Genomic DNA, 24,231 nt, shown 5'->3' with positions numbered 1-24,231 from the left:
ATACTATCCTTAACCGATTGTAGCTGTCTGCCACTGTGTAGCAGCTTTTTATTTTGGTTAAAAATAGTGCGGAAAAGGGAGCAGGAAACTGCCCCAATTTTGCGTAAGCCGTGTTGACTCTGTTCAGCACGGCTATTTTTATTTTTAGGAGGAAAAAAAGTGAATAAACAGACATTTGGTGTCTTGGAGTTCGGAACCGTAAAAGAATCAATCGCACACTATGCATTGACAGCGGCTGGGAGAGCTAAGGTCATGGATCTTCAGCCTTCAACAAATATAAAGCAGATTAAAGCATGGCTTGATGAACTGTCTGAGGCCACAGAAATCATGAAAGTGTCGACAAGTGTGCCAGTGCATGGCCTTGAAGGAATTGAGGGACTGATGAATGGATTAAATAAAGGAATCGCACTTCGGCCGGAACAATTTGCAAAGCTGCAGGATTTTTTGGACTGCTGCGGAAAGATGCGTAGGTTCATGAAGGATAAGGACTATATTGCACCAAGGGTATCGAGCTACATTTATTCGATTGAGGAATTGCCCGGTTTGGCAGGAGAAATCATCCGCTGTATCAGAAATGGCCGGGTGGACGATTATGCGAGCAAAGAGCTGTTAAAAGTCAGGAAACAAATTTCCATCCAGGAAGAACGCTTAAAAGAGAAAGTACAGCAAATGGTTCGTTCGAGCAAATGGAAGTCATTTTTGCAGGAGAACGTCGTCAGCCAAAGGGATGGCAGGTATGTCCTTCCTGTAAAAAAAGAATATCGGACTAGAATAAAAGGCAGCATCCTCGATAAATCGTCTTCCGGGTCCACTCTATTTATCGAACCGGAAGAAATTTCCCTTTATCAGGAACAGCTGACCTGGCTGAGATCGGATGAAGAGGCAGAGGTTCAAAAGGTACTGATTTACCTGACAGGCCTTGTGGAGGAAAAAGCTGAACAAATCCGGCTGGCTTCAGAAACAATGGTCCATTATGATTTCCTGTTTGCCAAGGCAAAGTATAGCCGTACTATAGATGGCAGAAAAGTAGAAGTCAACGAATCGCACTACATTCACCTGAAGGAGGCCAGACACCCATTATTGGGACAAAAAGCAGTGCCGCTTACAATAGAGATTGGCAAGAAAGAGAATGCCCTTGTCATCACAGGCCCAAATACAGGCGGGAAGACTGTGGCGATTAAAACAGCAGGGCTTCTGACCTTAATGGGGCAGTCCGGGCTGCATCTTCCTGTAACAGAAGGCAGCACGATCTCCATTTTTCAAAACATTCTCGTGGATATCGGTGATGGCCAAAGCATTGTCGAGAATCTCAGCACTTTTAGTTCCAGAATAGTCAACATTATAGAAATTTTAAACGACACTAATGACAGAACTCTCGTACTGCTGGATGAACTTGGGTCTGGGACGGATCCAGGGGAAGGAATGGGGCTCGCAACTGCCATTCTGGAACAGCTGTACGCAAAAGGAGCGACATTGCTGGCAACAACCCACTACAGTGAAATAAAAGAATTTGCAGATCGGCATGAGGGGTTTCTGAACGGATCCATGGAGTTTGACCTTGAAACTCTCAGGCCAACCTACAGGCTCAATATTGGCAAAGGGGGCGAGAGCCAGGCTTTTGCCATCGCCTTAAAGCTTGGAATTCACCCGAAAATAATCGAGCGAGCTCATCAGATTACTTATAAAGAAGAAAAGAAATATCTTCCGTCTGAAGAGGATTTAGAAAGGAACCGTAACCTGGAAAAGCAAATTATGGTTAACAAACACAAGTCCCGAAAACCAAAACCTGCAGCACCAGCTGTCAAGACAAAGACGTATGTGCGGGGGGACAATGTTCTTATTTCACCAACAAATGAATATGGAATCGTCTACAAGGGCCCTGATGAACAAGGAAATTATATAGTCCAGGTAAAAGGCGAAAAAGCATTGTTTAATCATAAACGATTAACTCTCCATGTTCCTGCTCGTGAACTATACCCTGAGAATTATGATTTTGATATTATCTTTGAGTCCAAGGAAAACCGTAAAAAGAGGAAGCTCCTTTCGAAGAAGCACGTTGATGGGATCAGCATTTCTCATGAAGAATAGCGAAAAGACATCCATTTTCGGATGTCTTTCCGGCTTTACTTCTTCAGTTTATGTATTTCCTGTGTAACCACAAAAGCCAGGTCTTCATTGCCGAACAATGATAATACCCCGAGCAAAGTCTGATCAGGAACCTCACCTGCTTCTTCCTTAGGAACGGTTAATTCGATCGCTTCACGCAGGACTGGATTGGCGGCCTGATTGGGATAGGCACGGAGGTAAAGTTCTTCAGGATCCAAATCATGGTTGATGCACCACTGGGCGAAGACAAGAACCATCATCTTCTCTTCCCCTTGATAATTCTGGATAATTTTTTCCTGCAACTCTTTTTGATTCATACGACCTCTCCTTTAAACATGTCATAGCTCATTATAAACGGAAACGAAATAAAAATAAAAAATTGATGTTTATTTCTTTGGACAAGGGAAGATAATGTATGTAGTCCTATGAGATGTAGAGAGGAGATCGTTAAATGGAAAAAGTGGAAATTGGCGAAGTATTTACGATTAGTGACGAAAACGAAGAGGATCAGGAAGTAGAAGTTGTAGGAATTATTGAAATTGAAAGTGGAGAATATGTGGCAGTCAGTTTTGTTGAAGACCTTCAGGAGGAAAACGCAGACGAACAGGATATTGATATTTTCTTCTTAAAGATTGATGAAGAAGGTGATTTTTCCGCAATCGAAAGCGATGAAGAATTTGAGAAGGTTTCAGGTGCATTTGATGAAATGATGAGAGAAGAAGAATAACCTGCTGTTTAAACAAGAGGGGGCATGTTACCGTGCCTCTCTTTATTGTTGCCTGTACATATCCGGAATTTTCATGTCCATAGGAAAAGCATAACTTAATAGAAATCCAATTAATCACGATGACTGATTGTTGATCCTAGATCCTTTTTTATGCTGTTCGTAATCGAACATAAATCAGCAAGAACGGTCCTATCTCATCCGCTTGTAAAAAAGTACTTTGTAACATCTATATTTCGTAAACATTTAAAATGAATGTGAATTTTCTTCCGTCCTCCTTTCCTTCGAAATTTTATAATCAAGGATTTATCATTTTTACCTCCTATTAAGGGAATATTGATATTGTATCAATTCTTAGGAGGACCAGCCATGACATTAGAATCCAATATTGAACATAAGACCGTGTGTTACAGTGAATATGATGAATTAAAACGAGTAATTTGCTGCCAGCCACAGTATATGACCATCAGGGATGTGATCAACGAGACTCAAAAGCACTTCAAGAACGAAGGAATACATATTGAGACTGCACTGGAACAGCATAATCAGATGGTGCAAACTATGCGGAATTATGGCGTGGAAGTGATTTTGCTTCCTTACCATAAAAAGTACCCGGAACAGGTCTTTACAAGGGACATCGGTTTTACACTCGGGCATACTGTTTTTGTCGCCGATATGGCGAGCGACGTAAGGAAAGGAGAAGATAATGTATTAAAACAATGGCTGGAGGACGAAGGATTTTCCTACTATAATATTGTCGGAGACCGGATTGAAGGCGGTGATGTCATAATTGACGGAGACACAGTATACATTGGCTTAAGTAATCGCACCAGCAAACTGGCCGTTGATCATTTAAAGAATCTGCTTCATCATTTTGATGTTAAAGCCATACAATTTAAGGCCGAGTATCTTCATTTGGATTGTGTTTTTAATGTAGTTTCACCGGAAATCGCCCTGATCTTTCCAGAGGCCCTGACAAAAGAAAATATCGATTTATTTGGATCAAGGTATGAACTCATTGAAGTATCCGAAGAAGAACAGTTCACGCTGGGGACGAATGTCCTTGGAATCGGAAATAAGCGAGTACTGAGCCTGCCAGTGAATAAAAACGTAAATAAACAGCTTCGTAACCGCGGGTTTGAGGTAATAGAAGTGGATATAACGGAAATCATTAAATCAGGAGGTTCTTTCCGCTGCTGCACACTCCCTATTCTAAGGTCTGCCCCGGAAGCTTGACACACCTTTGACTTTCCAGAAAAACTTTCCTCCTAACTTATTACGGGGAGGGTTTTTTTATGAACAGTATTCCATAAAGAGCTATAATAAAGATGAACAATATGAATCTAACCTGTAAGAATTTATTGGAGTGAAATTATTCTGTGAGTAAAACATTCTCAAAGTGGTATGATTTTTTTATGATTCCTCTTGAACAGGGGAAGTTTAAAAAAATCCGCCGGCAACTATTGAAAGAGGCAACCGGAAAAGTACTTGAACTCGGTTCCGGAACAGGGATTAACTTTCCTTTATATGATGGTGTGGAGGTTACGGCGATTGAACCGAGCGCTCACATGATTGAACGTTCAGAACCCAGAAAAAGTGCGTCGAAGGTACCCGTCGAACTGATTCAGGCAGGAGCTGAAAAGCTGCCGTTTGCTGATGATACTTTTGACAGTGTTGTGGCCACCCTGGTTTATTGTACGATTCCGGATGCCGAAAAAGCATTTGCCGAAATGAAACGGGTCTGCAAGAACAACGGTAAAATCCTGATGTTTGAACATGTAAGGATGAGACAGCCTTTTTTAGCCCGACTGCAGGAAAGATTAACTCCTTATTGGGGGAATATTTGTGATGGCTGCCGCCTCGACCGGGATACAGTCAGGTTGGCGAGGGAGAGCGGGCTTACCATTGTCCAAATAAAAGAATACTATAAAGGATTGTTTATAGCGATGATTCTTAGGAATGTAAAGTCATAATAGGAAATATATTTTTCAATAATGGTTTCTTTTTTTACAAAAGACCAGTGGAGTTGATTTAATGGATGAAAAAGAAAATGTGCGCCGTCAGTTTGGCGCTAATGCAGCCAATTATGTTACCAGTCCATCACATGCAAGAGGGCAGGATTTAGAAAAAGTGGTGGAAATGATTTCAATTGCGGCTCCCGGCGGGGAATTGCTTGATATTGCGACGGGAGGAGGGCATGTTGCCAATGCGCTTGCACTGTTTTATCAAAAGGTTACGGCTCTGGATCTGACCCCACAAATGCTAAAAAAAGCTCAGGCGTTTATTGAGTCCAATGGTGTATCAAATGTTTCATTTGTCCAGGGAGATGCCGAAAAACTACCTTTTCCCGATGAATCTTTTACTACAGTGACTTGCCGCATCGCGGCTCATCACTTCCCGGACATAGCTGCATTTGTCAAGGAAGCGTACCGCGTACTCAAGGCAAACGGGCTGTTTATCCTTGTGGATAATGTTGGTCCAGAAAGAAATGAATTGGATTATTTTTATAATTTAATAGAAAAGAAAAGAGATGCTAGTCATGTAAGGGCACATAAAAAAACAGAGTGGATCTCACTTATGGAGCACCAAGGGTTCGATATTCATCATATGACAACATTTAAAAAGAACTTTATATTTAAAAACTGGTGTGAGATGATGCGTCTTCCTGAGGAGGAACAAAATGAACTCAGTGGACTAATGAAGTCAGCGCCAGAACATATACGGATCTTTTTTGATATAAAAATAAATGAAAATACGGTACAATCTTTTGAAGGGCAGTCTATGCTCATCGCTGCACAGAGAAAGTGAAGTTTAGCTTTTTATTTGATAGTTTTACAGTCTGGAAGACAATAGTAAACATACAGTCATTAAACGTTTAATCCAACATATAATGATGAAGAATTTAAACCATGCGGAGGATTTTGGCAATGAGATTGGTTGTTCTATCCATATTAACTGTTCTATTAGGTGTTCTGATCTATATCAACTTTTCTTCACCAAATTCTAAAGAAGTGTTTAACGACCAGGAAAAAGAATATTCAACACGAGAATATGTCATTACGAGAATAGATGAAGATGGCTATTATGGAAAGTCTGAGGACGGCCAAAAAATATACTTTAAAAAGGAAAAGGTAGAGTCGGGACAAAATTTAAAAGTAAATGATCCGATTATCGTTTATTTTGAAAAGGATGGACGGGTAGATGGCTTAGTAAAAGTGGAAGAAAAGTCAAGGGAGTAATTGGATAAGCGTCGACGCCATTATGTGACTTCAATCAAAAAAGTGCTTCGATTTTGGAAGATTTTCCGGAATCAAAGGCATTGTGAAAATATGAAAGGCAGAATCCACCGGATCTGCCTTTTTATTAATATTATTTATAGAATACCTTGTCTATATTGTACTTGGCCTGGAGTTTATTGATGATATAGGTCTCATATATTTCTCTCTCCATCGGTTCTTCAACAAGGGCAATTTCTATCTTATATACTTCATCTCGATGCAATTTTATTGGTGAAACTTGATCTTCAAAATGCTTCTTTACTCTTTGTCTCAGCTTCCTGGCTTTTCCGACAAACAGTAATTCGTCCTGCTTATTATAAAACATAAAGATGCCGCCTTTATCCCTGGGGATGAGGTGGAAATCAATAAAGCCATGGATACTAGGGATTTCTGGTTCATTTTCCTGTCTAATTTGATTTCGTTGAACGATTGTAACATCTGGTTTTGGGATTTCAATTTTTATCATCGTATCACTTCCTTCATAATCTAAGGATAAATACTACCATAACCTGAATAGAATTGCCATCATGTCCATGACCTTATATCTTAGAATGCGTAAAAAACCGGGTTTCAATGAGCCCGGTTTTTTGTTTTATTTACTTTTAGTATTCTCAGTATAAAATTTATTCGCTTTGGGTTGATCCAGGACCTCCCTCATGGTGGAGGCTAAGCTATTTTCCCCTGGCGCATCATGCCCAGCCTCCCAGAGCATCATACCCCCAAATCCATGCTCCAGTGCCAGTTTGGTTTTCCTTTTAATTGTCCCTTTCCCATTATAATAATAGGTTGTGTCATTCAGTTCTGTTTTGTCATGCTGCGCATTGGCAGGACTATGGTCAATGATCGCGGCATATGAAACCTGTTTGATGGAGGGATCCTCAGGCTGGGCATACAATGGAACACCTAATACAAGTTTTTCTTTTGAAAGCCTGTACTCGTCAAAAAGAGTTGTCCAATATTGGACGATATTCTCAGTAAACGAATAGGGAGACAGGTTTGCTGCATTGTATCCATCATCCCACTGGCCATCATAGGCCATGATATTCACATGGTCAACTACCTGGAACATTTCTGGTTCAAAGACAACGGAGGTTAATTCCGTGCCTGTAACACTGTGAACCTTGGAGTTAACTGCAATCGACAGTTCTTTATTTTCTGGATGAAGGGCTGAGCTTAAATCGTTCATAAATGCAGAAAGATACTTTGCGTCTTCCTCTGAGCGAGGATGTTCAAAATCGATATCAATCCCGTCCAGATTTTCACGGGCTGTTATATCAGCAATTTCGGTGACTAAATGTTTACGTGAAGCAGGGTTGGCTATAGCCGTCCTAAAATAATCATAGGATTCCCCTCCTTGTATATGAGACCAGCCGCCAACTGCAAGCATAACCTTGGTGCCATGCTTATGGGCATTTGCTGTAACTGCTCTTAAATTTTTATAGGCAGCATCCCCATTTAGTAAAAGATCTCCCGCTGTGGTCGGATGAGCAAAGGAAAAAACAACATGAGTAAGTTTGCTATAGTTAATTTTTGCAGGATCCCGAAAGTCCTGTACATAGCCGATCAGTACCTTAGAATTTTCAGCCTGAACTCCAGGCTTCGGCTTTTTCACGAGGTTCTTGTCGGATTGCGGGGTTAATTCCGCGTTTATGGGTTTGCTGGAATTCATCTTTTCAAGTTTCGCACTCAAGGTCCCTGCTGTGAAGCCCGCGATAAATGTCATTAAAATAATGGATATATATATAAGTTTGCGTTTTGCCATAGGCCTCATTATTCCTCCTAAGCTTTAACTCTAGCATTGTAACAAAAAATGAAAGGGTTAGGGATGGTAATATAAACCTTCCAAAGAATCATTGGTGTATGAAAATGAGGAAAAAGGTGAAAGAAAGAAGTTTTTTCGGGATTCTGTTTTTAAAAAATGAATAAATAAAAGAAAAGATGATTATTTATTCATTTTTTACTTGCTAAAGAAGTATTTCATCCATTATATTAAAAGAAGGAAGTATTTCCTTCGTCATTTTGGAAAGGGGAGTAAATATGGAAGAAAAAACTCTGTTCCATATCATTAAAGAACGCTTTCCTTCCTTATCACCTGGGCAAAAAAAAGTCGCAGAATTTATAAAAAGGCATATGGATGAAGGGGCATTGCAGACTGCCTATCAGATTGGACAAAAGGTTGGTGTCAGTGAAACTACGGTTATTCGTCTGGCTTATGCATTAGGATTCGGCGGTTTTTCGGATTTGCAGGAAAAGATCAGGAAAGACTGGCTCTTCAAACAGCAGGCGGAGAATGAAGGGACAGTTGCAGGAAAAGATAGGGATGTACCAATTTTCGAGAGGATTATTGATCGGGAACGTGTCCTTTTAGATCAATTGCTTCCACAGTTAAACCCTGATGATTTATGGAAGGCTGTTGAGTCCATTATTGAAGCAGACAGAGTATATATTGGAAGCATAGGAAGCACCTATGCGGCAGGATATTGGCTGTATTACAGTTTGCGGCAAATGAGGAAGGATGTATTCCTTTCAAGTCCAAATGGCTATCTGCCAGAAGAAATATGTGAATTGACAGGGAAATCCGTTGTCGTTGTATTCTCCTATCCGCGTTACCGGAGGGAAGTTCTTAAACTTGTAAACTTGGCAAAAAATCAACATGCAAAAATATTAGCTATTACAAATCGACAGTTATCTCCTGCAGGACAAGCAGCAGACATAGCTTTAACAACAGAGGAACAGACGGATTTCAGCCATAATTCCATCGCGTCGGTCATCTCCTTGCTTGAGGTCCTGATTGCGGGGATACAAAGCAGGGACGAGGAGAGGATCAATCTCCGACAGCAGCAATTGGAGCAGCTTTATGCAAACCAGGAGTTATTTTTAGAGTAAACAGAAGCTTATAACTTAACAAATTATGAAATAGAGGTGCACATAGATGAACAGTTTAACAAAAACAGAGGGGAAGCTTGAGGGGAAATCCTTTCCTCTAAAAGATTTAATGAAATTTCTGATTCCTTCATTAATTGGAATCCTTTTATTTGTCATTCCAATCCAGACAAAAGATGGGATCACCATTCCTGTCGCATTTTTCTCTAATAAGATTAATTCCTTTGCAGGAACGTATATTCCGGCTATCACAGTAGCTGCCATGGCGCTTTCGGTCCTTGTTTCTATTGTTGCCCTGGTATTTAAACCTAAAGGAATTATCGAGAATAAATCTATGAACGCATTGTTCAACGTAAGCAAGTTCTGGCTGGGAGCACGGATTCTTGGAACGATTTTTGCTGTCATCACTGTATTCAAGTTTGGGCCAGAAATGATTTATTCGGAAAATACAGGGGGCCTTCTACTTTACGATCTAATTCCCATTCTTTTTACAACATTTTTATTAGCCGGCATTCTTTTGCCGCTGCTTTTAAACTTTGGCCTTCTTGAGTTTTTTGGCGCATTGGTTATGAAGGTAATGAGACCAGTCTTTAAATTGCCCGGCCGGTCGGCTCTGGATTGCCTGGCATCATGGGTGGGGGATGGAACAATTGGCGTCCTTTTGACAGCTAAGCAATATGAGGAAGGCTACTATACAAAAAGGGAAGCAGCTGTCATTGCAACAACATTTTCGGTTGTTTCTATCACATTTTCGATTGTCATTCTTCAATATTTAAACCTGGAGAAGTATTTTGCTCCATATTATTTAACTATTATCCTTGCCGGTCTTGTGGCAGCAATTGTGATGCCGCGGATACCGCCATTATCCAGAAAAGCGGACACCGGGTATGAAGGTACAGATTTGAAGGTTGAGGAACAGATTCCTGCCCATATCTCTAATGTTCAATGGGGTCTGAATGAAGCTGTCAAAAAGGCTAGAAAGAATGACCGTGTTTCTAAAATTTTTACAGAAGGATTTCAAAACGTTTTGGACATGTGGCTGGGGGTTCTTCCAGTTGTTATGGCGATTGGGACCATAGCATTGGTGATTGCAGAGTTCACGCCATTTTTCACCATCATAGGAAAGCCGTTTGAGCCAATCCTGTCTCTCTTGCAAATTCCTGAAGCTGCTGAAGCTGCCCCAACAATGGTCATTGGCTTTGCTGATATGCTATTGCCGGCTGTAATCGGTAGCGGCATTGAAAGTGAACTTACAAGGTTCGTCATTGCCTGTGTTTCTGTCACCCAGCTGGTCTATTTATCCGAAATGGGCGGCTTGCTGCTTGGGTCTAAGCTTCCGGTAAGTTTTAAAGATTTAATCCTAATTTTCTTGCTTAGAACGTTGATTACTCTGCCAATCGTTGTGTTCATTGCCCATTTGATTTTTTAAATAAAAGGAACGGGCATACGTTTTATGTGTTTTAAACAATAGTGCGCAAGAGTGGGAGGTGCCAAGCTTTTATTTGATTTTCAAATGGAAGCTTGGTGCCTTCATTTTATATAAGTATTAATCGTGATAGACAAAGTCTGAAACAAATAGGTATTTAAGCATCACCTGAACAGGGGATGACAGTGCACACAGCAATAAGGGATCCAAAAGTTGAAATACGGTGTTTTTATATACTTGAGAGAAACCCTCGGGAGGGAGAATATTCATGGAAATTAACAGCATCACCCTTAGACAAATTAAAATGGACCTTTTATACCCTTTTACGACAAGTGTCGGTACTGAGTACGATAAGGATATTATCCTAGTAGAGGCATCGGCTTCATCTGGGGTGAGTGGCTGGGGGGAATCGGTTTCAATCTTGGAGCCGATTTATAATGAGGAGACTGTTCAGACAAACTGGCATATAATGACTGATTTTTTAATACCGAAATTGTTGGCGGAACCCATCCTCCATCCGGATGAGGTTACGGATCGTTTCAAAGGAGTACGTGGCAATTATAACGCCAAAGCAGCTTTGGAAGGTGCGATTTGGGACCTCTATGCCAAAACAAAGAATATATCCCTCGCAAAGGCCATCGGGGGAGTGAAAGATAAAATTGAAGTTGGCGTCAGTGTGGGAATCCAGGATTCCGCTCGGGAGATGCTGAAACAGATTGAGGGGTATCTGCAGGAAGGGTATAAGCGAATAAAAGTGAAAATAAAACCGGGGTGGGACCTTAACATTTTGAAAGCTATCCGCCGGGAATTTCCAGATATCCAGCTGATGGCAGATGCAAATTGTGCCTATGGCCCTGAGGATATTGATCATTTGAAGGCGCTGGATGATTTTAAATTAATGATGATTGAACAGCCGTTTGCCCATGATGACATAATTGATCATGCCAAGCTTCAGGCAGCTCTTAAGACCCCTATATGTCTTGATGAAAGTATTCATTCAGTTGAAGATGCCCGTAAAGCTATCGAACTTGGAAGCTGTAAGATAATTAATTTAAAGATAGGGCGAGTGGGAGGGCTGACAGAATCAAAAAAAATTCATGATCTTTGTGAAAAGCATCAGATCCCGCTCTGGTGTGGAGGAATGCTCGAGGCGGGAATTGGAAGGGCACATAATATTGCCATTACTTCCCTGTCCAATTTTACACTGCCAGGGGATACGGCTCCGTCTGCCCACTACTGGAAACAGGACATTATCCAGCCGCAGGTGGAAATGAAAGATGGTTATATCTCAGTCCCTGAAGGCCCGGGGATCGGTTATGAACCTGACTTGTCGAGAATTCAAGAATTGACAATCAAATCCAAAACCTTCAAAAATTGAATAGGAAGAATGACCAATGTAAAGGTATAGGTTTATTTTAGGCTGTATGGTGTTACCAGCACCATCAGCCTTTCCTTAAATAAACTTTTTGCAGTCGAACGCTTTTCGTAATTAAATCGAATGCCTCGTCTTTGATCCTTTTCCTTGCTGGAGATTTTATCAGGGTGTTTTATTATGGTATAATGAATGAATACTCATTCATTACCCTTCAAACTAGATTATAAAGAGGTGAAAAAAATTGCAGCAGTTTGGACCGATCATGATAGTGGAAGGCCCCAACAACAGCAGTAAGGTTCCATACTCCCGAAGTTTGTTCATTGATTCCGATGAGAAGGTTTTGATTGATTCTGGAGGGGACCCGGCAGCCTTAATGGATATTAAACGGGAACACGGAATTGGATTAATTATCAATACGCATTATCATCCCGATCATACAAGACATAACCACCTTTTTCCGGATACGATAAAATGGATCAATCCCATTGAGTTTGAGAGCTCGCTGTCAGTAGAGGGAGTGGCACGAATGAATGGTGTCTACCAGGAATGGGGGCCTGAGGGGGTGGAGCTTTGGAAAAAAAATCTTCCGCAGGAATGGGTGAAGAACCTGGGGGAGATTTCCGGAACTTATGAATATGAAGAGGAGTATTCGTTTGGGGGCGTGAAGGCTGTTTTTTTACATACACCTGGCCATACGAATGGTCTATCCTGCCCTTATTTTCCGGAATTAGGACTTGTATATGTCAGCGATTATGATATGACATCCTTTGGACCATGGTACAACGGAACCGACGGGGATATTGATGCATTTATAAAGTCGGCAAAGCGTCTCCTCGACCTTGATGCGAAAACATACATTACCGGCCATCAAAAAGGAATCTTCAGCAAGGCTGAATTCAAGGAAGCCATGGGGAAATTCCTTGCCATTATTGAAAAGCGGGATGAAAAAATTGCGAAATATGCATCTCGGGGAATAACCTTCGAAGAACTTTCTACAATGGGTATCTTTTATCCAAAGAAAGCATTGGAGCAGCCAATCCTGAACACATGGGAACGAAGCGGCATTCGAAAACACCTGCAGCGCCTTGGCCTGACTGTGGAAGAAGCCGGACCTGTCTACCTAAATGCCCGGTAGCTTTACCACACTAAAGGGTGCCTGACCCGCTTTAGTGTGGCAGGGTACACTTATGGTTTTATTTTTTTCTACTTTAAAGAATTGAGGGTTTTTTTGGCTATTGCTGCGAGCTCCAGCTTTTGGAGTGTCTGGCAGTAGTCTTTTTTTATGTCACCTGTTGTTTCTTCTGCCGAACTTGCCAGGTGGTAAATTATTTTCCAGTTTTTATACCAGTCACCTGATTCTGCTTCTTTATGTTCTTGTTCTTTCCAGGCAAACTCAAGCTTGGGACTGTAAAATTTAGAGAAACCGGGGAGCAGATGGCAGGAAACAAGTCTTGGCAGCAGCAAAACGCCCGGTTTTCCTTCGTGGATGAAATTAAAGAGATGGGGCCAGTAATCTTTTCTTGACCCTGTATGAGGGTATTTGTTGGCCCATCGAATTGTCCCATGTAATCTGTCTTCATCAGAAAATAACAAAGTATATAAACGCTTGCCAATGCCAATCCGCTCCAGCAAGCTTTCAAATTGGTGAACAGTCTGCCCACTAAGCTTAGTGGCATTGTTTTTTAAATAGGGAAACAGGATATGGTTCATCGACAGATAATCCTGCAGTTTGAACTCCAGGCTGCCTAGGACATTTTTTTGAAACTCAGGATGATTCACGACTCTTGTTTCCACATAATTCTGTTCATTTACAATAAGCGCATGAGTAAGGAGTGCGGAGTCGCGGGTCTGCCAAAAATGATTCCAAAGGACCTTCATAAATGATGAAATGTTTAAATGTGGAAGCAGCCTGCTAAGGTTTTTCTTTCTTTGAAGGCCTGCCTGGTAAATGAGGAGCTGTGGGTAGGCATCCTGAAAAATCAGCCAGTTGGCCCGTTCCAAAAACAAGAAAAAACTTTTTTGCTCTTTTTGACTCATAAGCCTCGTTAACAGCTCCCCCTTTAAATCGGTCATGTTCCAGCCGCCGTTCCTTGACACCATATGTGCCAGTAAAGCCCAGTGGATTTCAGGGCAGGCATTATAAAAATCAAGATAAGCTTTGGTCCTTGTCACATTATTTTGGTTCAGTTCTAAAGTCTTTTCCTTTACCTCCTGAAGAATTCGACTGTCTTCTATTGATAGTTGTGAATCTGGATCAGAAGTTTTTCCAATTGCTTTTAATTCTTTTTTGATTGGCAAGAGAGATTTTGGAAGTGGCGATTGTTTCTTTTTGAACATCTTTATCAAGAACTATCCCCCCTAATGAATGTACTGGTTTTGTTGCGAATATGTATGGTGAGGAGGAAAGCATGGGAAAGGTTGATGATAGTGAAGGAGAGAATACAAGAAGGAATGAATCAGATTATAGCAGCATTAAAAATGGACCAATCCCAAAGAGGATCATGGGATTATGCTTTTGAAACAGGAGTTGCCACCGATTGCTATATGATCATTTTATTAAGAACATTGGAAATAAATGAGGAGAAATTAATTCAAGGACTCGCGAAGCGCATCATAAGCAAGCAAGAGAAAAATGGATCATGGAAGCTGTTCCATGACGAGAATAACGGCAATATAACGGCAACTGTTGAAGCCTATTATGCACTCCTTTATTCCGGATATCTTCCTAAAAGTGACAGCAGGCTCCGGGCAGCCAGGCAATTCATTTTAGCAAAGGGCGGAATGGAAGAATCCCATTTGTTTACAAAAGTTCTGCTCTCTGTAACTGGCCAGCAAAATTGGCCGTCATTTTTTCCCTTGCCACTCGAAATCCTGCTCCTTCCCCCATCGTTTCCAGTTAATTTTTACAGCTTTTCCGAGTTCGGCCGGGCAAATATGGCACCGATTATGATCCTGGCAGATCGAAAATTCCAAGTAAAGTCTACTAAAAGTCCCAATTTAACCGACTTGTCGGCCTATAGAAATCCTGAATTTTTTAGCAGGAATGAACAGGATGAATGGCGCGGGCTTGCTTCGGCCATCAGTGAAGGAATTAGCCATTTAATTGGCATCCCGGGCCAGCTTCACCGGATGGCTACAGAAAAAGCAAAGCAGTACATGCTCGATCGTATCGAGCCGGACGGGACATTATTTGGCTATTTTAGTGCAACTTTCATGATGATCTTTGCCCTGCTTGCCCTTGGATACCCGAAAAATCATCCTGTTATCATGAAGGCAGTAAAGGGATTAATGGACATGGAATGCACGATTGATGGATTGCCACATATGCAGTACACCACTGCAGCCGTCTGGAATACATCGTTGATCAGCTATGCCCTGCAGGAAGCAGGGGTTTCTCCGCTTGATTTTGCCGTGAAGAAAGGGAATGAATATTTGCTCAGCCGCCAGCATTATAAGTACGGAGATTGGGTCATCCACAATCCGTCCGGTTTTCCGGGAGGCTGGGGCTTCGCTGACATGAATACTGTTCATCCAGACGTTGATGATACCACTGCTTCCCTGAGGTCCATTGCCAGAATGGTGCAAAGTGACTCCAGCTTTCGCCAGTCATGGGACAGGGGAGTCCTTTGGGTCTTATCCATGCAGAATGATGATGGAGGCTGGCCGGCTTTTGAAAGGAATACAGACAGCAAACTGCTGAAGCTTCTGCCTATCGACAAGGCTGAATTCATTTTGGCTGATCCATCCTCGGCAGACCTGACGGGAAGGACATTGGAATTCCTTGGTGCTTATACCAATCTGCCCAAAAATTCAGAAGCCATAAGGAGCGGGGTCAACTGGCTCTTTAAGAATCAAGAAAGCAACGGGTCCTGGTATGGACGTTGGGGGATTTGTTACATTTACGGAACCTGGTGTGCAGTAACCGGGCTTAGGGAAGCTGGCGTTCCTTCTGAAAATCCATCAATATCAAAAGCCAGCAACTGGCTAAAGGCGATACAAAATGGGGATGGGGGCTGGGGGGAATCCTGCAGAAGTGATATCAAAGGATCTTATGTTCCGTTGCAAACAAGTACCTTGACACATACCGCTTGGGCCGTTGATGCATTAATAGCCTCTTTTGATCAGCCGACAAAAGAAATCGATGGCGGGATCTTATTCATGCTGGAAAATCTCGACCGGGATGATTGGACAACGGACTACCCCAAAGGCCAGGGGATGGCAGGCAATTTTTATATTCATTACCACAGTTATCGCTATATTTTTCCGCTGCTGGCCCTTTCCCATTACCAGAAAAAATATATCCATGATTAAATACTGGAGGGAGCTCTATGGAGAGAAGAAGTGCCGAGCCATTTAAAATTAAGACTGTGGAAGCATTAGCCATGCTGTCACGCCAGGAAAGGGAGGAGGCCCTGAAAAAAGCAGGGTATAATACGTTTTTAATTGATTCAAGTGATGTATACATCGACCTTCTTACCGACAGCGGAACAAGTGCCATGAGCGACCGGCAGTGGGGAGCACTCATGATGGGGGACGAAGCATACGCAGGAAGCAAGAGCTGGAAACGGCTTGAAAAAGCGGTGAGGGATGTATATGGCTATAAGCACGTTCTTCCAACCCACCAGGGGCGCGGAGCGGAAAACATACTGTCACAGCTGAAAATAAAACATGGTGATTATGTGCCGGGCAACATGTATTTTACAACAACAAGGGCACATCAGGAACTGAACGGGGCTTCATTTGTTGACATTATAATTGATGAAGCACACGACCCGACTCTAGAACACCCCTTCAAAGGAAACATTGACTTGAAAAAACTAGAAAATCTTATTTATGAAGTAGGCGCCGAAAAGATTCCATATATATGTGTTGCAGTGACAGTCAATATGGCGGGCGGACAGCCGGTCAGCATGAAAAATCTCAGGGAAGTCTACCATTTTTGCAAATCATTAGGTATAGACGTGATGTTTGATGCGACTCGATGTGTTGAAAATGCCTATTTTATTAAGGAACGTGAAAAGGGATATGAAAATAAAAGTGTAAGTAATATTTTAAAAGAAATGTTTTCCTATTCGGATGGCTGCACGATGAGCGGAAAAAAAGACTGCCTTGTAAATATCGGCGGTTTCCTTGCAATGAACGATGATGAGCTTTATGCACGCTCCCGGGAATTGGTTGTTGTATATGAGGGCATGCCCAGTTATGGGGGAATGGCAGGCAGGGATATGGAAGCTATGGCACAAGGTATTTATGAATCGGTAGATGACCATTATATAGCACACCGAATTGGCCAGGTAAGATATTTGGGACAGCAATTAATTGACCAGGGCGTTCCAATTGTTAGGCCAATTGGAGGCCACGCAGTTTATTTGGATGCAAAGGAATTCCTCCCCCATCTTCAACTGGAAGAATTCCCGGCCCAGGCACTTGCTGCTGCGCTTTACCTGGATTCGGGCGTACGGGCAATGGAGAGAGGAATTGTATCGGCGGGCAGGGACCAGAAAACAGGACAGCACAACAAACCTAAACTCGAGCTTGTCCGTCTGACGATCCCCCGAAGGGTTTATACGAACAACCATATGGATGTGGCGGCAGATTCCGTTCTTTCGCTCTTTCAAAAAAGGCACGCCATTAATGGGTTAAAAATGGTTTATGAACCGCCTGCCCTAAGATTCTTTAATGCCAGATTTTCTCCGGTTAAGTCCAAATTAATAAATGAGGAAACCTGAGCTCGCGCAGGGCACATTACTTCTGGTTTTGAAGGATTGCAGTGAAAGAATCGCCACTTCTTGTTTTATAGAGCCCTTAAACACTGTACGGAAAACTCTGATAATTAAATAATAGTTGTTTGAATAATCAATTAAATTCTAGTATACTATTTTTATATTTAATTTTAAATTTTTGAGTTGAGGGGAGTAAAGCTGAGAATGGCAAGCGTAACCACAGAGACAACAGGGTATTTCGGAGAATTTGGGGGCAGCTTTGTTCCTGAGGATCTCCAAATTGTTATGGACGTTTTGGAACAGCAATTTTTGCGCTATAAAGATGATCCGGAATTTAAAGAAGAATTTAACTTTTATCTGAAAGAATATGTTGGACGCGAAAATCCTTTAACCTATGCTGAAAACCTGACAAAGGAGATTGGCGGAGCCAAGATTTATTTAAAAAGGGAAGATTTAAACCATACAGGTTCTCATAAAATCAATAATGTCCTTGGGCAGATTTTACTAGCCAAACGGATGGGGGCAAGGCGTGTAATTGCCGAAACTGGTGCTGGCCAGCATGGAGTCGCTACAGCCACAGTCTGTGCTATGTTCGGCATGGAATGTGTCATATACATGGGGAAAGTGGATACGGAACGCCAGGCATTGAATGTTTTCCGCATGGAGCTTTTAGGTGCAAAGGTCGTTGCAGTAGAGGAAGGGCAGGGCCGCTTAAAGGATGCTGTAGACGCAGCTTTAGGAGACCTGATTGAAAACTATGAGAACACCTTCTACCTCTTGGGGTCTGCCGTTGGTCCGCATCCTTACCCTACAATGGTAAAGCACTTCCAATCTGTTATCAGCGAAGAATCAAAGCGGCAGGTACTGGAGAAAGAAGGAAAGCTCCCTACGGCTGTGATTGCGTGTGCGGGCGGCGGAAGCAATGCGATTGGTGCCTTCGCCCACTATATCGATGAACCTGATGTAAGGCTGATTGGTGTAGAGCCAGAAGAAGCACCTACACTGTCTGAAGGAATCCCAGCCGTCATTCATGGTTTTAAATGTCTTACCCTGCTTGACGAGGAAGGACAGCCGAAACCTACCTATTCCATAGCAGCCGGGCTCGATTACCCGGGAGTTGGGCCGGAGCATAGCCATCTGAAAGTCACCGGCAGGGCTGAGTATGTGACCGCAAGCGGTAAGGATGCATTGAATGCATTCCAGGTGCTTTCTAAAACAGAGGGAATTATCCCTGCATTGGAAAGTGCTCATGCTGTTTCCCATGCTATTAAGCTTGCTAAAACTCTTTCTGGAGAAGACGTCATCATCGTAAATCTATCAGGCCGCGGGGATAAGGATGTAGAGCAGGTATTTCAAATGATAAATAAAAGGTAATATAAAAATGCAGCCTTTGGTGGCTACATTTTGCTATTTTACTGATTATTTTTGTCTTCATTTTTGCTTCTGACATCCGGTTTTACCACAGCCAGTTCTTCGGATGCCTCTGTCTGGTATTGTAGATTTCCGAGTTGCTGGCCATCGCTGGCTGCATTTACAACATTTTTATTTATATACTTGTGGAAGAAATATTCGAAAAGGGTTACCCCCAGAGCTGCAATCAATGAAGGCCAGAAAGTGTTATCACCATCGGTTAAGTTTTGGCTCATGATCCAGATCAGTAAAAATGCTAATCCGAAGTCGGCAAGTGTCGCCACGGTATTGCTGGTTCTTGGCAAAATCATCATATCCCCCAGAATATATGAAATGATACCTAGGGCTAATGTAATCAAGAATACATTTGTAAATGACATACCAAAAAATAGTCCGAGAATTACATACAAAAGAACCAGGCTGGATACAAATTTGATTGCCATCGCTGTTAAGTGTCTCATTGCAGAAACCTCCTTTTTTAAATATTGTGCATGTTTATTGGAATATTATTCGTTTTAAGGAGGAATGAATTAGAAGACCTGCTTCCCATGCGGGGAAAGGCCAGATAGACTGCCTAAACAAAACGAAGCCGAGAACTAATATTGAATTGTTCTCGGCTCATTATGGCAGTTGCTTATTTGTCTGTACTAAGCAGCTTTTGTATCCCCACTGTTGTTCTGCAAGTTTCTGTGTTTATAAATCTGCACAATATACCAGCTGATTACAACTGTACTTATGACTGAACCAATCACCATGGATGTTTGGTACGAAAGCTGGAAGCCTTCCGGCGCATAAAAAATATATGATGAGACAACTGCAGTCATAAAGAGGGCAGGAAGGCCGCAAATCCAGTGGAATTTCCCTTGTTTCAATAAGTACATGGTTCCTGTCCAAAGCATGACAGTAGCTACCACCTGGTTGGTCCAGCCCACATACCTCCACAGGAATGAATAATCAATGGTTGAAAGGTAAAAAGTAGGAACCCCAACAGCTATCGTAATGAGAAGAACCTTCCATTTACCGTTGGTGTCCATTACAGAAGCAAGGACTTCAGTAAGCATCATCCGTGATGACCGCAAAGCAGTATCACCAGTAGTAATTGGTAGAATGATGACTCCCAGGATTGCTAATATACCTCCGAGCGTTCCCAAAAGGCTTTGTGATATTTCATTTACTGCACCAGCCGGGCCCCCAGCTGCAAGCGCCTCTTGAAGACCGTTCGTCCCGCCAAAAAACGTCATTCCTGCAGCAGCCCAGATCAATGCTATGATACCTTCTCCGATCATGGCTCCAAAAAAAACCTTTCTTCCTTCAGATTCCTTCTTTAAAGTTCTTGCTACGATCGGACTTTGCGTCGAATGGAATCCCGAAATGGCACCGCAGGATATAGTCACCATCAATAATGGCCAGACAGGCAGTTCTGCGGGATGAAGATTTTTCAGTGTCAAATTAGGGATTTGTTTATTGCTGAACAAAAGAGCAATCCCGATTGCTGCAGCCATGAAAATTAAAATTGCGCCAAGGAGCGGATAAATCTTGCCAATAATTTTGTTCACTGGCAAAACAGCAGCAAGAATAAAGTAGGCGAATACTAATACCAGTGCAGCCATAAAACTTAAAGGAGTAATGCTTGAAATTAACTGGGCGGGTCCCGCAGTAAAGGCAGCAGCCACCAGGATCATCAAAACAATTGAGAAAAGATTGATGAATTTCTTCATTGCCGGCCCTATATACCGCCCTACGAGGGCTGGGAACTGTTCGCCATTATGTCTTAAAGACATCATCCCTGAGAAGTAATCATGCACGGCACCGGCAAAGATACAGCCAATGACTATCCATATAAAAGCAACGGGTCCATATAATGCACCACTGACAGCCCCAAAGATAGGCCCCAGCCCGGCAATATTCAATAATTGAATGAGGCTTCCTTTCCACCAGCTTATCGGTACAAAATCAAGCCCATCTGAATGTTGATAGGCAGGTGTAGGATTTTGATCATTAATGCCAAATATTTTTTCCACTGCCTTTGAGTAAATTATGTAGCCTGCGATCAGCAAAAAGACCGATCCCAAAAATGTTGCCATTTGACCATCCCCTGTTGTGTTATTATTCAGAAACTTTTGACTTGGGGTTTATTTTACTAGATTTCATTCTAAAATCAAGTTATTTTCTGAAAAAAATGTTATTTCAAAAAAGTTAAACGCTTTCTTTCCTATCGCAGGAAACAAGTCCTAAATTTTATGGAATGGTGTTAGCAAAGGAACATTAAGTACCGGACTCCCAGTGAGGTGACAGCAGTATTTGCGCAATACAATATTGCAGAGGGGATAAACAGAGTGCTTTTCGATGGATTCTTCCGTGGAGTATTAACCTGATAAAATAAAAAGCTAAAAGACCGCTCTTTTAGCTTTTCGTAATTTTAGAAGGATTGTTGATTTTATACGGAACAGGCTCCTCAACAACCATTTCTTCCTCTTCAATATCTTTTCCTTTTGGCAATTTCTTTTTGACGATCTTCCCGTCGAATTCAAGAACTGTACCAGGAACGAGCTCATGTTTCTTAAGGGTTTTGGAATGTGCACACCAGCAGAGACCGACCTCTATCGGAGATTCTTGCTGAATGACGACATTCTCCAGGACGACAACTTCATCATTTTCTTCATTAAAATGATTCCAGGTCAAACCGAATTGCTTCACCTTTGCGGTAAAATGCACCTTTTCTTCCGGAAGGTCCAGTTTTTGAGGCTTATCTTTCTTTTCTTTCTTTACTGGAGCCTCAGCTGCAGCTGTCTCGGGCTTGGGTCCCGCGGGATTCGAGACTAGTTTTGCTTCAAGTTTTGCGGCAGTGGGACCTTGTTTTGCTTGAGGCTTTGGCGGAGCAGGCTTTTTTTCCCCAGTGTCGGCTGAAAGAGCCTTGCCGAAACTGGAAGCCTGCATCTCCTTTAAATAAGCAGGGTGAATGCAGCTTAGGTTTCCATCCTGAAACTCAATCACAAGAGTATAAAAATCTGCGCTTTCTCCATACACTTGATATCCTTTAATCGAGACAAGACGCTGATGATCCTTTTCCTTGTACCAAAAATTCTTTTTTACATCTTTGGCGGAAGATAAACCCCATACTCTAACCTTTTCTGCATAATCTATCTCGTCCGCAAAAACTTCATAATCACCCTTCGGAGGAAGGTAGGTTGTCCTGTTCAAGTCTTCAATATGTGGCAGTGTAACAGCCATATCTCCACATCCTTTCAAGAGTATTGTACAACATTATTCCCTGGAGAAAAATTCTTTCCGCTTTCGCTCATGATGTTTTAAGGTTTTAAGGAAGGATAAATGGAATATATTCTGTAATATTAAGATAGCCAGAACAATTTAATAGCGGGGGTGTCTTTGTGAATACGTATAAGAGCAGAAATGAAGTGCCAATTGAGGAAAAATGGAATTTGGGTGATCTATACCCAGACATTGATCATTGGGAAAAAGAGTACGGTATAATTGAAAAATTAACAGAATCCCTAAAAGAATACGATGGAGAGATTACAGATGGTCCGAGCCTGTTCGGATACTTAGAAACCAGGGAGGAAGTATCTTACTTATTCAGCAAATTATACGCCTACGCGATGCTGTCTGTTGATGAAGATACAAGGAGCACCAGTGCTCAATCCTTTCTGGACAAAGCAAAGCAGCTTGGTGTCAGGATAAGCTCAGCGACTTCCTTTTTTATGCCCTATCTCTTGAGTCTTAATGAAGAAACATTGAAGGGCTATATCAAGGAAGAAGACGGCCTGTCCTATTTTGAAGAGGATTTAATGGAATCCTTCCGATATAAACCCCATGTTTTGATGAAAGAACAGGAGGAGATTCTCTCGCAGCTGGGAGAGGCATTGTCCGCACCGAGCAATACGTTCGGGATGCTGAATAATGCTGATATTAAGTTTGGAGAGGTAACCACTGAAACTGGTGAAAAAATCGAACTGACCAGGGGGATGTACTCCAGGCTAATTGAGGATGAGGACCGTGAAAGGCGAAGGGAGGCCTATAAAGCATATTATCAGCCTTATCTCCATTTGAAGAATTCAATTGCTTCCACTCTTTCGGCTGCCGTTAAAAACAATGTGACAATAGCGAAAATCCGCCGGTATCCTTCTGCTCTTGAGAAAGCTTTATTTGGCGACAGGGTACCTAAAGAGGTTTATAAGAATCTGATTGAGACTACTAAAAACAATATTGCTCCAATGCATCGTTACAGCAAGCTGCGCAAGGAGAAGCTTGGGCTCGAGGAACTTCGCCAGTATGATATGAGTGTTCCTTTGGTAAGCGGAGTCAGGCAAGTAATTCCCTACGACGAAGCTTATGAAATTATGTGCAAAGCTCTTTCTCCTCTGGGAGAGGAATACATTTCGACGCTAAGGGAATTTAGGGAAGCCCGGTATATTGATGTACGGGAAACTCCAGGAAAGCGTTCAGGTGCCTATAATTTAGGTGTATATGGAGTGCATCCATTTATTTTGCTGAATCACCAGGATGACCTCGACAGTTTGTTTACACTCGTACATGAGTGCGGCCATGGGGTCCATAGCAAACTCAGTTCACAGCATCAGCCACAGATTACGGCAAGATACAGCATTTTTGTTGCCGAAGTGGCTTCCACGGTGAACGAGGTGCTTTTAATTAATTATTTATTGAAGCATGAAAAGGACGAAGAAATTCGCAAGCATCTTCTCAACCATTTCATTGATCAATTTAAGGGAACTTTTTTCACTCAGGTGATGTTTGCGGAATTTGAAAAGAATACACACGAAATGGCAGAAAAGGGGCTGCCGCTTAACGTGGAAGTCTTTAATCAACTCTATGAAACACTCTTCAGGGAGTATAATGGGGATGAACTTGTGTTCGATGATGAAGTTAAACATGGGTGGTCAAGAATCCCTCACTTTTACCGGCCTTTTTACGTATACAAATATGCGACCGGTTTTGCTTCGGCCATTCATCTTGCAACTAAAATTTTCGAAGGAGATAAGGAGACCCTGGAATCCTACCTGGAATTTTTGAAAAGCGGAAGTTCCGACTATCCTCTTGAATTATTAAAAAAAACCGGTGTAGATTTAACGTCATCAGAGCCAATTGAAAATGCGCTAAAAAGATTTGGAGAATTGGTTGAAGAGTTTGCTGTTTTGTAATTCTTTGGAGAGGTCAGTAAAATATTGGATATTCACTTACTTAATACACCTCTTAAGATATTAATAAAATGTATGTTCATAAATATCACTGAAGGGGCATGAGAAAGAAGTGTTTCCCCTAAATTGTGA

21 protein-coding genes are annotated in these 24,231 nt (G+C 42.0%); 14 read left to right on the top strand and 7 right to left on the bottom strand.

Annotation, left to right across the window (positions count from 1 at the left end; translation table 11 throughout):
• Positions 1–159: 159 nt before the first annotated feature.
• Entirely contained in the window at positions 160–2,088 is a 1,929-nt protein-coding gene (locus EV146_RS02830) for an endonuclease MutS2 (RefSeq protein ID WP_132001662.1), read from the top strand.
• A gap of 35 nt (positions 2,089–2,123) precedes the next feature.
• Here the strand turns inward: EV146_RS02830 and EV146_RS02825 are convergent, their stop codons facing one another.
• Entirely contained in the window at positions 2,124–2,423 is a 300-nt protein-coding gene (locus EV146_RS02825) for a hypothetical protein (protein WP_121613101.1), read from the bottom strand.
• Between the two features lie 134 nt (positions 2,424–2,557).
• Between EV146_RS02825 and EV146_RS02820 the strand changes: the two genes are divergently transcribed.
• The 5 genes from EV146_RS02820 (at position 2,558) to EV146_RS02800 (ending at position 6,069) form a co-directional block, all read left to right on the top strand.
• Positions 2,558–2,833 (top strand): DUF1292 domain-containing protein, encoded by a 276-nt coding sequence (locus EV146_RS02820; protein ID WP_132001659.1) that lies wholly within the window; start codon positions 2,558–2,560, stop codon positions 2,831–2,833.
• A gap of 366 nt (positions 2,834–3,199) precedes the next feature.
• Complete coding sequence (locus tag EV146_RS02815) at positions 3,200–4,066, top strand: dimethylarginine dimethylaminohydrolase family protein (protein WP_132001656.1); 867 nt, start codon at positions 3,200–3,202, stop codon at positions 4,064–4,066.
• Between the two features lie 143 nt (positions 4,067–4,209).
• Positions 4,210–4,803 carry a class I SAM-dependent methyltransferase gene (locus tag EV146_RS02810; protein ID WP_132001653.1) on the top strand — a complete coding sequence of 198 codons (594 nt, stop codon included), beginning with the start codon at positions 4,210–4,212 and terminating at the stop codon, positions 4,801–4,803.
• A gap of 61 nt (positions 4,804–4,864) precedes the next feature.
• Positions 4,865–5,638 carry a class I SAM-dependent methyltransferase gene (locus tag EV146_RS02805; RefSeq protein WP_132001651.1) on the top strand — a complete coding sequence of 258 codons (774 nt, stop codon included), beginning with the start codon at positions 4,865–4,867 and terminating at the stop codon, positions 5,636–5,638.
• Between the two features lie 119 nt (positions 5,639–5,757).
• Entirely contained in the window at positions 5,758–6,069 is a 312-nt protein-coding gene (locus tag EV146_RS02800; RefSeq protein ID WP_132001649.1) for a hypothetical protein, read from the top strand.
• 130 nt (positions 6,070–6,199) lie between these two features.
• Here the strand turns inward: EV146_RS02800 and EV146_RS02795 are convergent, their stop codons facing one another.
• On the bottom strand, positions 6,200–6,574 hold the full coding sequence (locus tag EV146_RS02795) for a nucleotide excision repair endonuclease (RefSeq protein WP_121613095.1): 375 nt from the start codon (positions 6,572–6,574) through the stop codon (positions 6,200–6,202).
• Positions 6,575–6,700: 126 nt separating this feature from the next.
• Positions 6,701–7,870: a glycosyl hydrolase family 18 protein gene (locus tag EV146_RS02790; protein ID WP_132001647.1), complete on the bottom strand. Its 1,170-nt coding sequence runs from the start codon at positions 7,868–7,870 to the stop codon at positions 6,701–6,703.
• 275 nt (positions 7,871–8,145) lie between these two features.
• Between EV146_RS02790 and EV146_RS02785 the strand changes: the two genes are divergently transcribed.
• The 4 genes from EV146_RS02785 to EV146_RS02770 all read left to right on the top strand — a co-directional run bounded on the left by EV146_RS02785 (position 8,146) and on the right by EV146_RS02770 (position 12,927).
• Complete coding sequence (locus EV146_RS02785; protein WP_132001645.1) at positions 8,146–8,994, top strand: MurR/RpiR family transcriptional regulator; 849 nt, start codon at positions 8,146–8,148, stop codon at positions 8,992–8,994.
• 46 nt (positions 8,995–9,040) lie between these two features.
• Positions 9,041–10,420 (top strand): YjiH family protein, encoded by a 1,380-nt coding sequence (locus tag EV146_RS02780; protein ID WP_132001643.1) that lies wholly within the window; start codon positions 9,041–9,043, stop codon positions 10,418–10,420.
• Between the two features lie 265 nt (positions 10,421–10,685).
• Positions 10,686–11,795, top strand: coding sequence for an o-succinylbenzoate synthase (gene menC / locus EV146_RS02775; protein WP_132001641.1), 1,110 nt, complete (start codon positions 10,686–10,688; stop codon positions 11,793–11,795).
• 238 nt (positions 11,796–12,033) lie between these two features.
• Positions 12,034–12,927: an MBL fold metallo-hydrolase gene (locus EV146_RS02770; RefSeq protein ID WP_132001639.1), complete on the top strand. Its 894-nt coding sequence runs from the start codon at positions 12,034–12,036 to the stop codon at positions 12,925–12,927.
• A gap of 68 nt (positions 12,928–12,995) precedes the next feature.
• Here EV146_RS02770 and EV146_RS02765 read toward each other — a convergent pair whose 3' ends face one another.
• Positions 12,996–14,129 (bottom strand): DUF2515 family protein, encoded by a 1,134-nt coding sequence (locus tag EV146_RS02765; protein ID WP_132002545.1) that lies wholly within the window; start codon positions 14,127–14,129, stop codon positions 12,996–12,998.
• A gap of 114 nt (positions 14,130–14,243) precedes the next feature.
• Between EV146_RS02765 and EV146_RS02760 the strand changes: the two genes are divergently transcribed.
• From EV146_RS02760 to trpB, 3 genes are all read left to right on the top strand, one after another.
• Positions 14,244–16,103: a terpene cyclase/mutase family protein gene (locus tag EV146_RS02760; RefSeq protein ID WP_241993786.1), complete on the top strand. Its 1,860-nt coding sequence runs from the start codon at positions 14,244–14,246 to the stop codon at positions 16,101–16,103.
• Positions 16,104–16,120: 17 nt separating this feature from the next.
• Positions 16,121–17,521, top strand: a complete 1,401-nt coding sequence (locus EV146_RS02755; RefSeq protein ID WP_132001635.1) for a tyrosine phenol-lyase — start codon at positions 16,121–16,123, stop codon at positions 17,519–17,521.
• 198 nt (positions 17,522–17,719) lie between these two features.
• Entirely contained in the window at positions 17,720–18,889 is a 1,170-nt protein-coding gene (gene trpB / locus EV146_RS02750; protein ID WP_132001633.1) for a tryptophan synthase subunit beta, read from the top strand.
• 38 nt (positions 18,890–18,927) lie between these two features.
• Here trpB and EV146_RS02745 read toward each other — a convergent pair whose 3' ends face one another.
• The 3 genes from EV146_RS02745 to EV146_RS02735 all read right to left on the bottom strand — a co-directional run bounded on the left by EV146_RS02745 (position 18,928) and on the right by EV146_RS02735 (position 22,156).
• A complete protein-coding gene (locus tag EV146_RS02745; protein WP_132001631.1) occupies positions 18,928–19,386 on the bottom strand; it encodes a YndM family protein in 459 nt (152 codons plus the stop codon).
• A gap of 186 nt (positions 19,387–19,572) precedes the next feature.
• Entirely contained in the window at positions 19,573–21,009 is a 1,437-nt protein-coding gene (locus EV146_RS02740; protein ID WP_132001629.1) for a carbon starvation CstA family protein, read from the bottom strand.
• Positions 21,010–21,328: 319 nt separating this feature from the next.
• Complete coding sequence (locus EV146_RS02735) at positions 21,329–22,156, bottom strand: hypothetical protein (protein ID WP_132001627.1); 828 nt, start codon at positions 22,154–22,156, stop codon at positions 21,329–21,331.
• Positions 22,157–22,314: 158 nt separating this feature from the next.
• Between EV146_RS02735 and pepF the strand changes: the two genes are divergently transcribed.
• Positions 22,315–24,102 (top strand): oligoendopeptidase F, encoded by a 1,788-nt coding sequence (gene pepF / locus EV146_RS02730; RefSeq protein ID WP_132001625.1) that lies wholly within the window; start codon positions 22,315–22,317, stop codon positions 24,100–24,102.
• Positions 24,103–24,231: the final 129 nt, after the last annotated feature.

The sequence above is a fragment of the Mesobacillus foraminis genome, from assembly GCF_004340465.1.
In the GTDB taxonomy this organism is placed as follows: Bacteria; Bacillota; Bacilli; order Bacillales; family Cytobacillaceae; genus Mesobacillus_B; species Mesobacillus_B foraminis.
The sequence above is the reverse complement of the archived record's forward strand: the minus strand, read 5'-3'. Positions and strand labels throughout refer to the sequence as shown.

What these genes read in the sequence shown, in the direction of transcription:
- EV146_RS02825 (WP_121613101.1), bottom strand. Translation starts at nt 2,423, where the DNA reads ATGAATCAAAAAGAGTTGCAGGAAAAAATTATCCAGAATTATCAAGGG.
- EV146_RS02820 (WP_132001659.1), top strand. Translation starts at nt 2,558, where the DNA reads ATGGAAAAAGTGGAAATTGGCGAAGTATTTACGATTAGTGACGAAAAC.
- EV146_RS02815 (WP_132001656.1), top strand. Translation starts at nt 3,200, where the DNA reads ATGACATTAGAATCCAATATTGAACATAAGACCGTGTGTTACAGTGAA.
- EV146_RS02805 (WP_132001651.1), top strand. Translation starts at nt 4,865, where the DNA reads ATGGATGAAAAAGAAAATGTGCGCCGTCAGTTTGGCGCTAATGCAGCC.
- EV146_RS02800 (WP_132001649.1), top strand. Translation starts at nt 5,758, where the DNA reads ATGAGATTGGTTGTTCTATCCATATTAACTGTTCTATTAGGTGTTCTG.
- EV146_RS02795 (WP_121613095.1), bottom strand. Translation starts at nt 6,574, where the DNA reads ATGATAAAAATTGAAATCCCAAAACCAGATGTTACAATCGTTCAACGA.
- EV146_RS02790 (WP_132001647.1), bottom strand. Translation starts at nt 7,870, where the DNA reads ATGGCAAAACGCAAACTTATATATATATCCATTATTTTAATGACATTT.
- EV146_RS02785 (WP_132001645.1), top strand. Translation starts at nt 8,146, where the DNA reads ATGGAAGAAAAAACTCTGTTCCATATCATTAAAGAACGCTTTCCTTCC.
- EV146_RS02780 (WP_132001643.1), top strand. Translation starts at nt 9,041, where the DNA reads ATGAACAGTTTAACAAAAACAGAGGGGAAGCTTGAGGGGAAATCCTTT.
- menC (WP_132001641.1), top strand. Translation starts at nt 10,686, where the DNA reads ATGGAAATTAACAGCATCACCCTTAGACAAATTAAAATGGACCTTTTA.
- EV146_RS02765 (WP_132002545.1), bottom strand. Translation starts at nt 14,129, where the DNA reads ATGTTCAAAAAGAAACAATCGCCACTTCCAAAATCTCTCTTGCCAATC.
- EV146_RS02760 (WP_241993786.1), top strand. Translation starts at nt 14,244, where the DNA reads ATGAATCAGATTATAGCAGCATTAAAAATGGACCAATCCCAAAGAGGA.
- EV146_RS02755 (WP_132001635.1), top strand. Translation starts at nt 16,121, where the DNA reads ATGGAGAGAAGAAGTGCCGAGCCATTTAAAATTAAGACTGTGGAAGCA.
- trpB (WP_132001633.1), top strand. Translation starts at nt 17,720, where the DNA reads ATGGCAAGCGTAACCACAGAGACAACAGGGTATTTCGGAGAATTTGGG.
- EV146_RS02745 (WP_132001631.1), bottom strand. Translation starts at nt 19,386, where the DNA reads ATGAGACACTTAACAGCGATGGCAATCAAATTTGTATCCAGCCTGGTT.
- EV146_RS02740 (WP_132001629.1), bottom strand. Translation starts at nt 21,009, where the DNA reads ATGGCAACATTTTTGGGATCGGTCTTTTTGCTGATCGCAGGCTACATA.
- EV146_RS02735 (WP_132001627.1), bottom strand. Translation starts at nt 22,156, where the DNA reads ATGGCTGTTACACTGCCACATATTGAAGACTTGAACAGGACAACCTAC.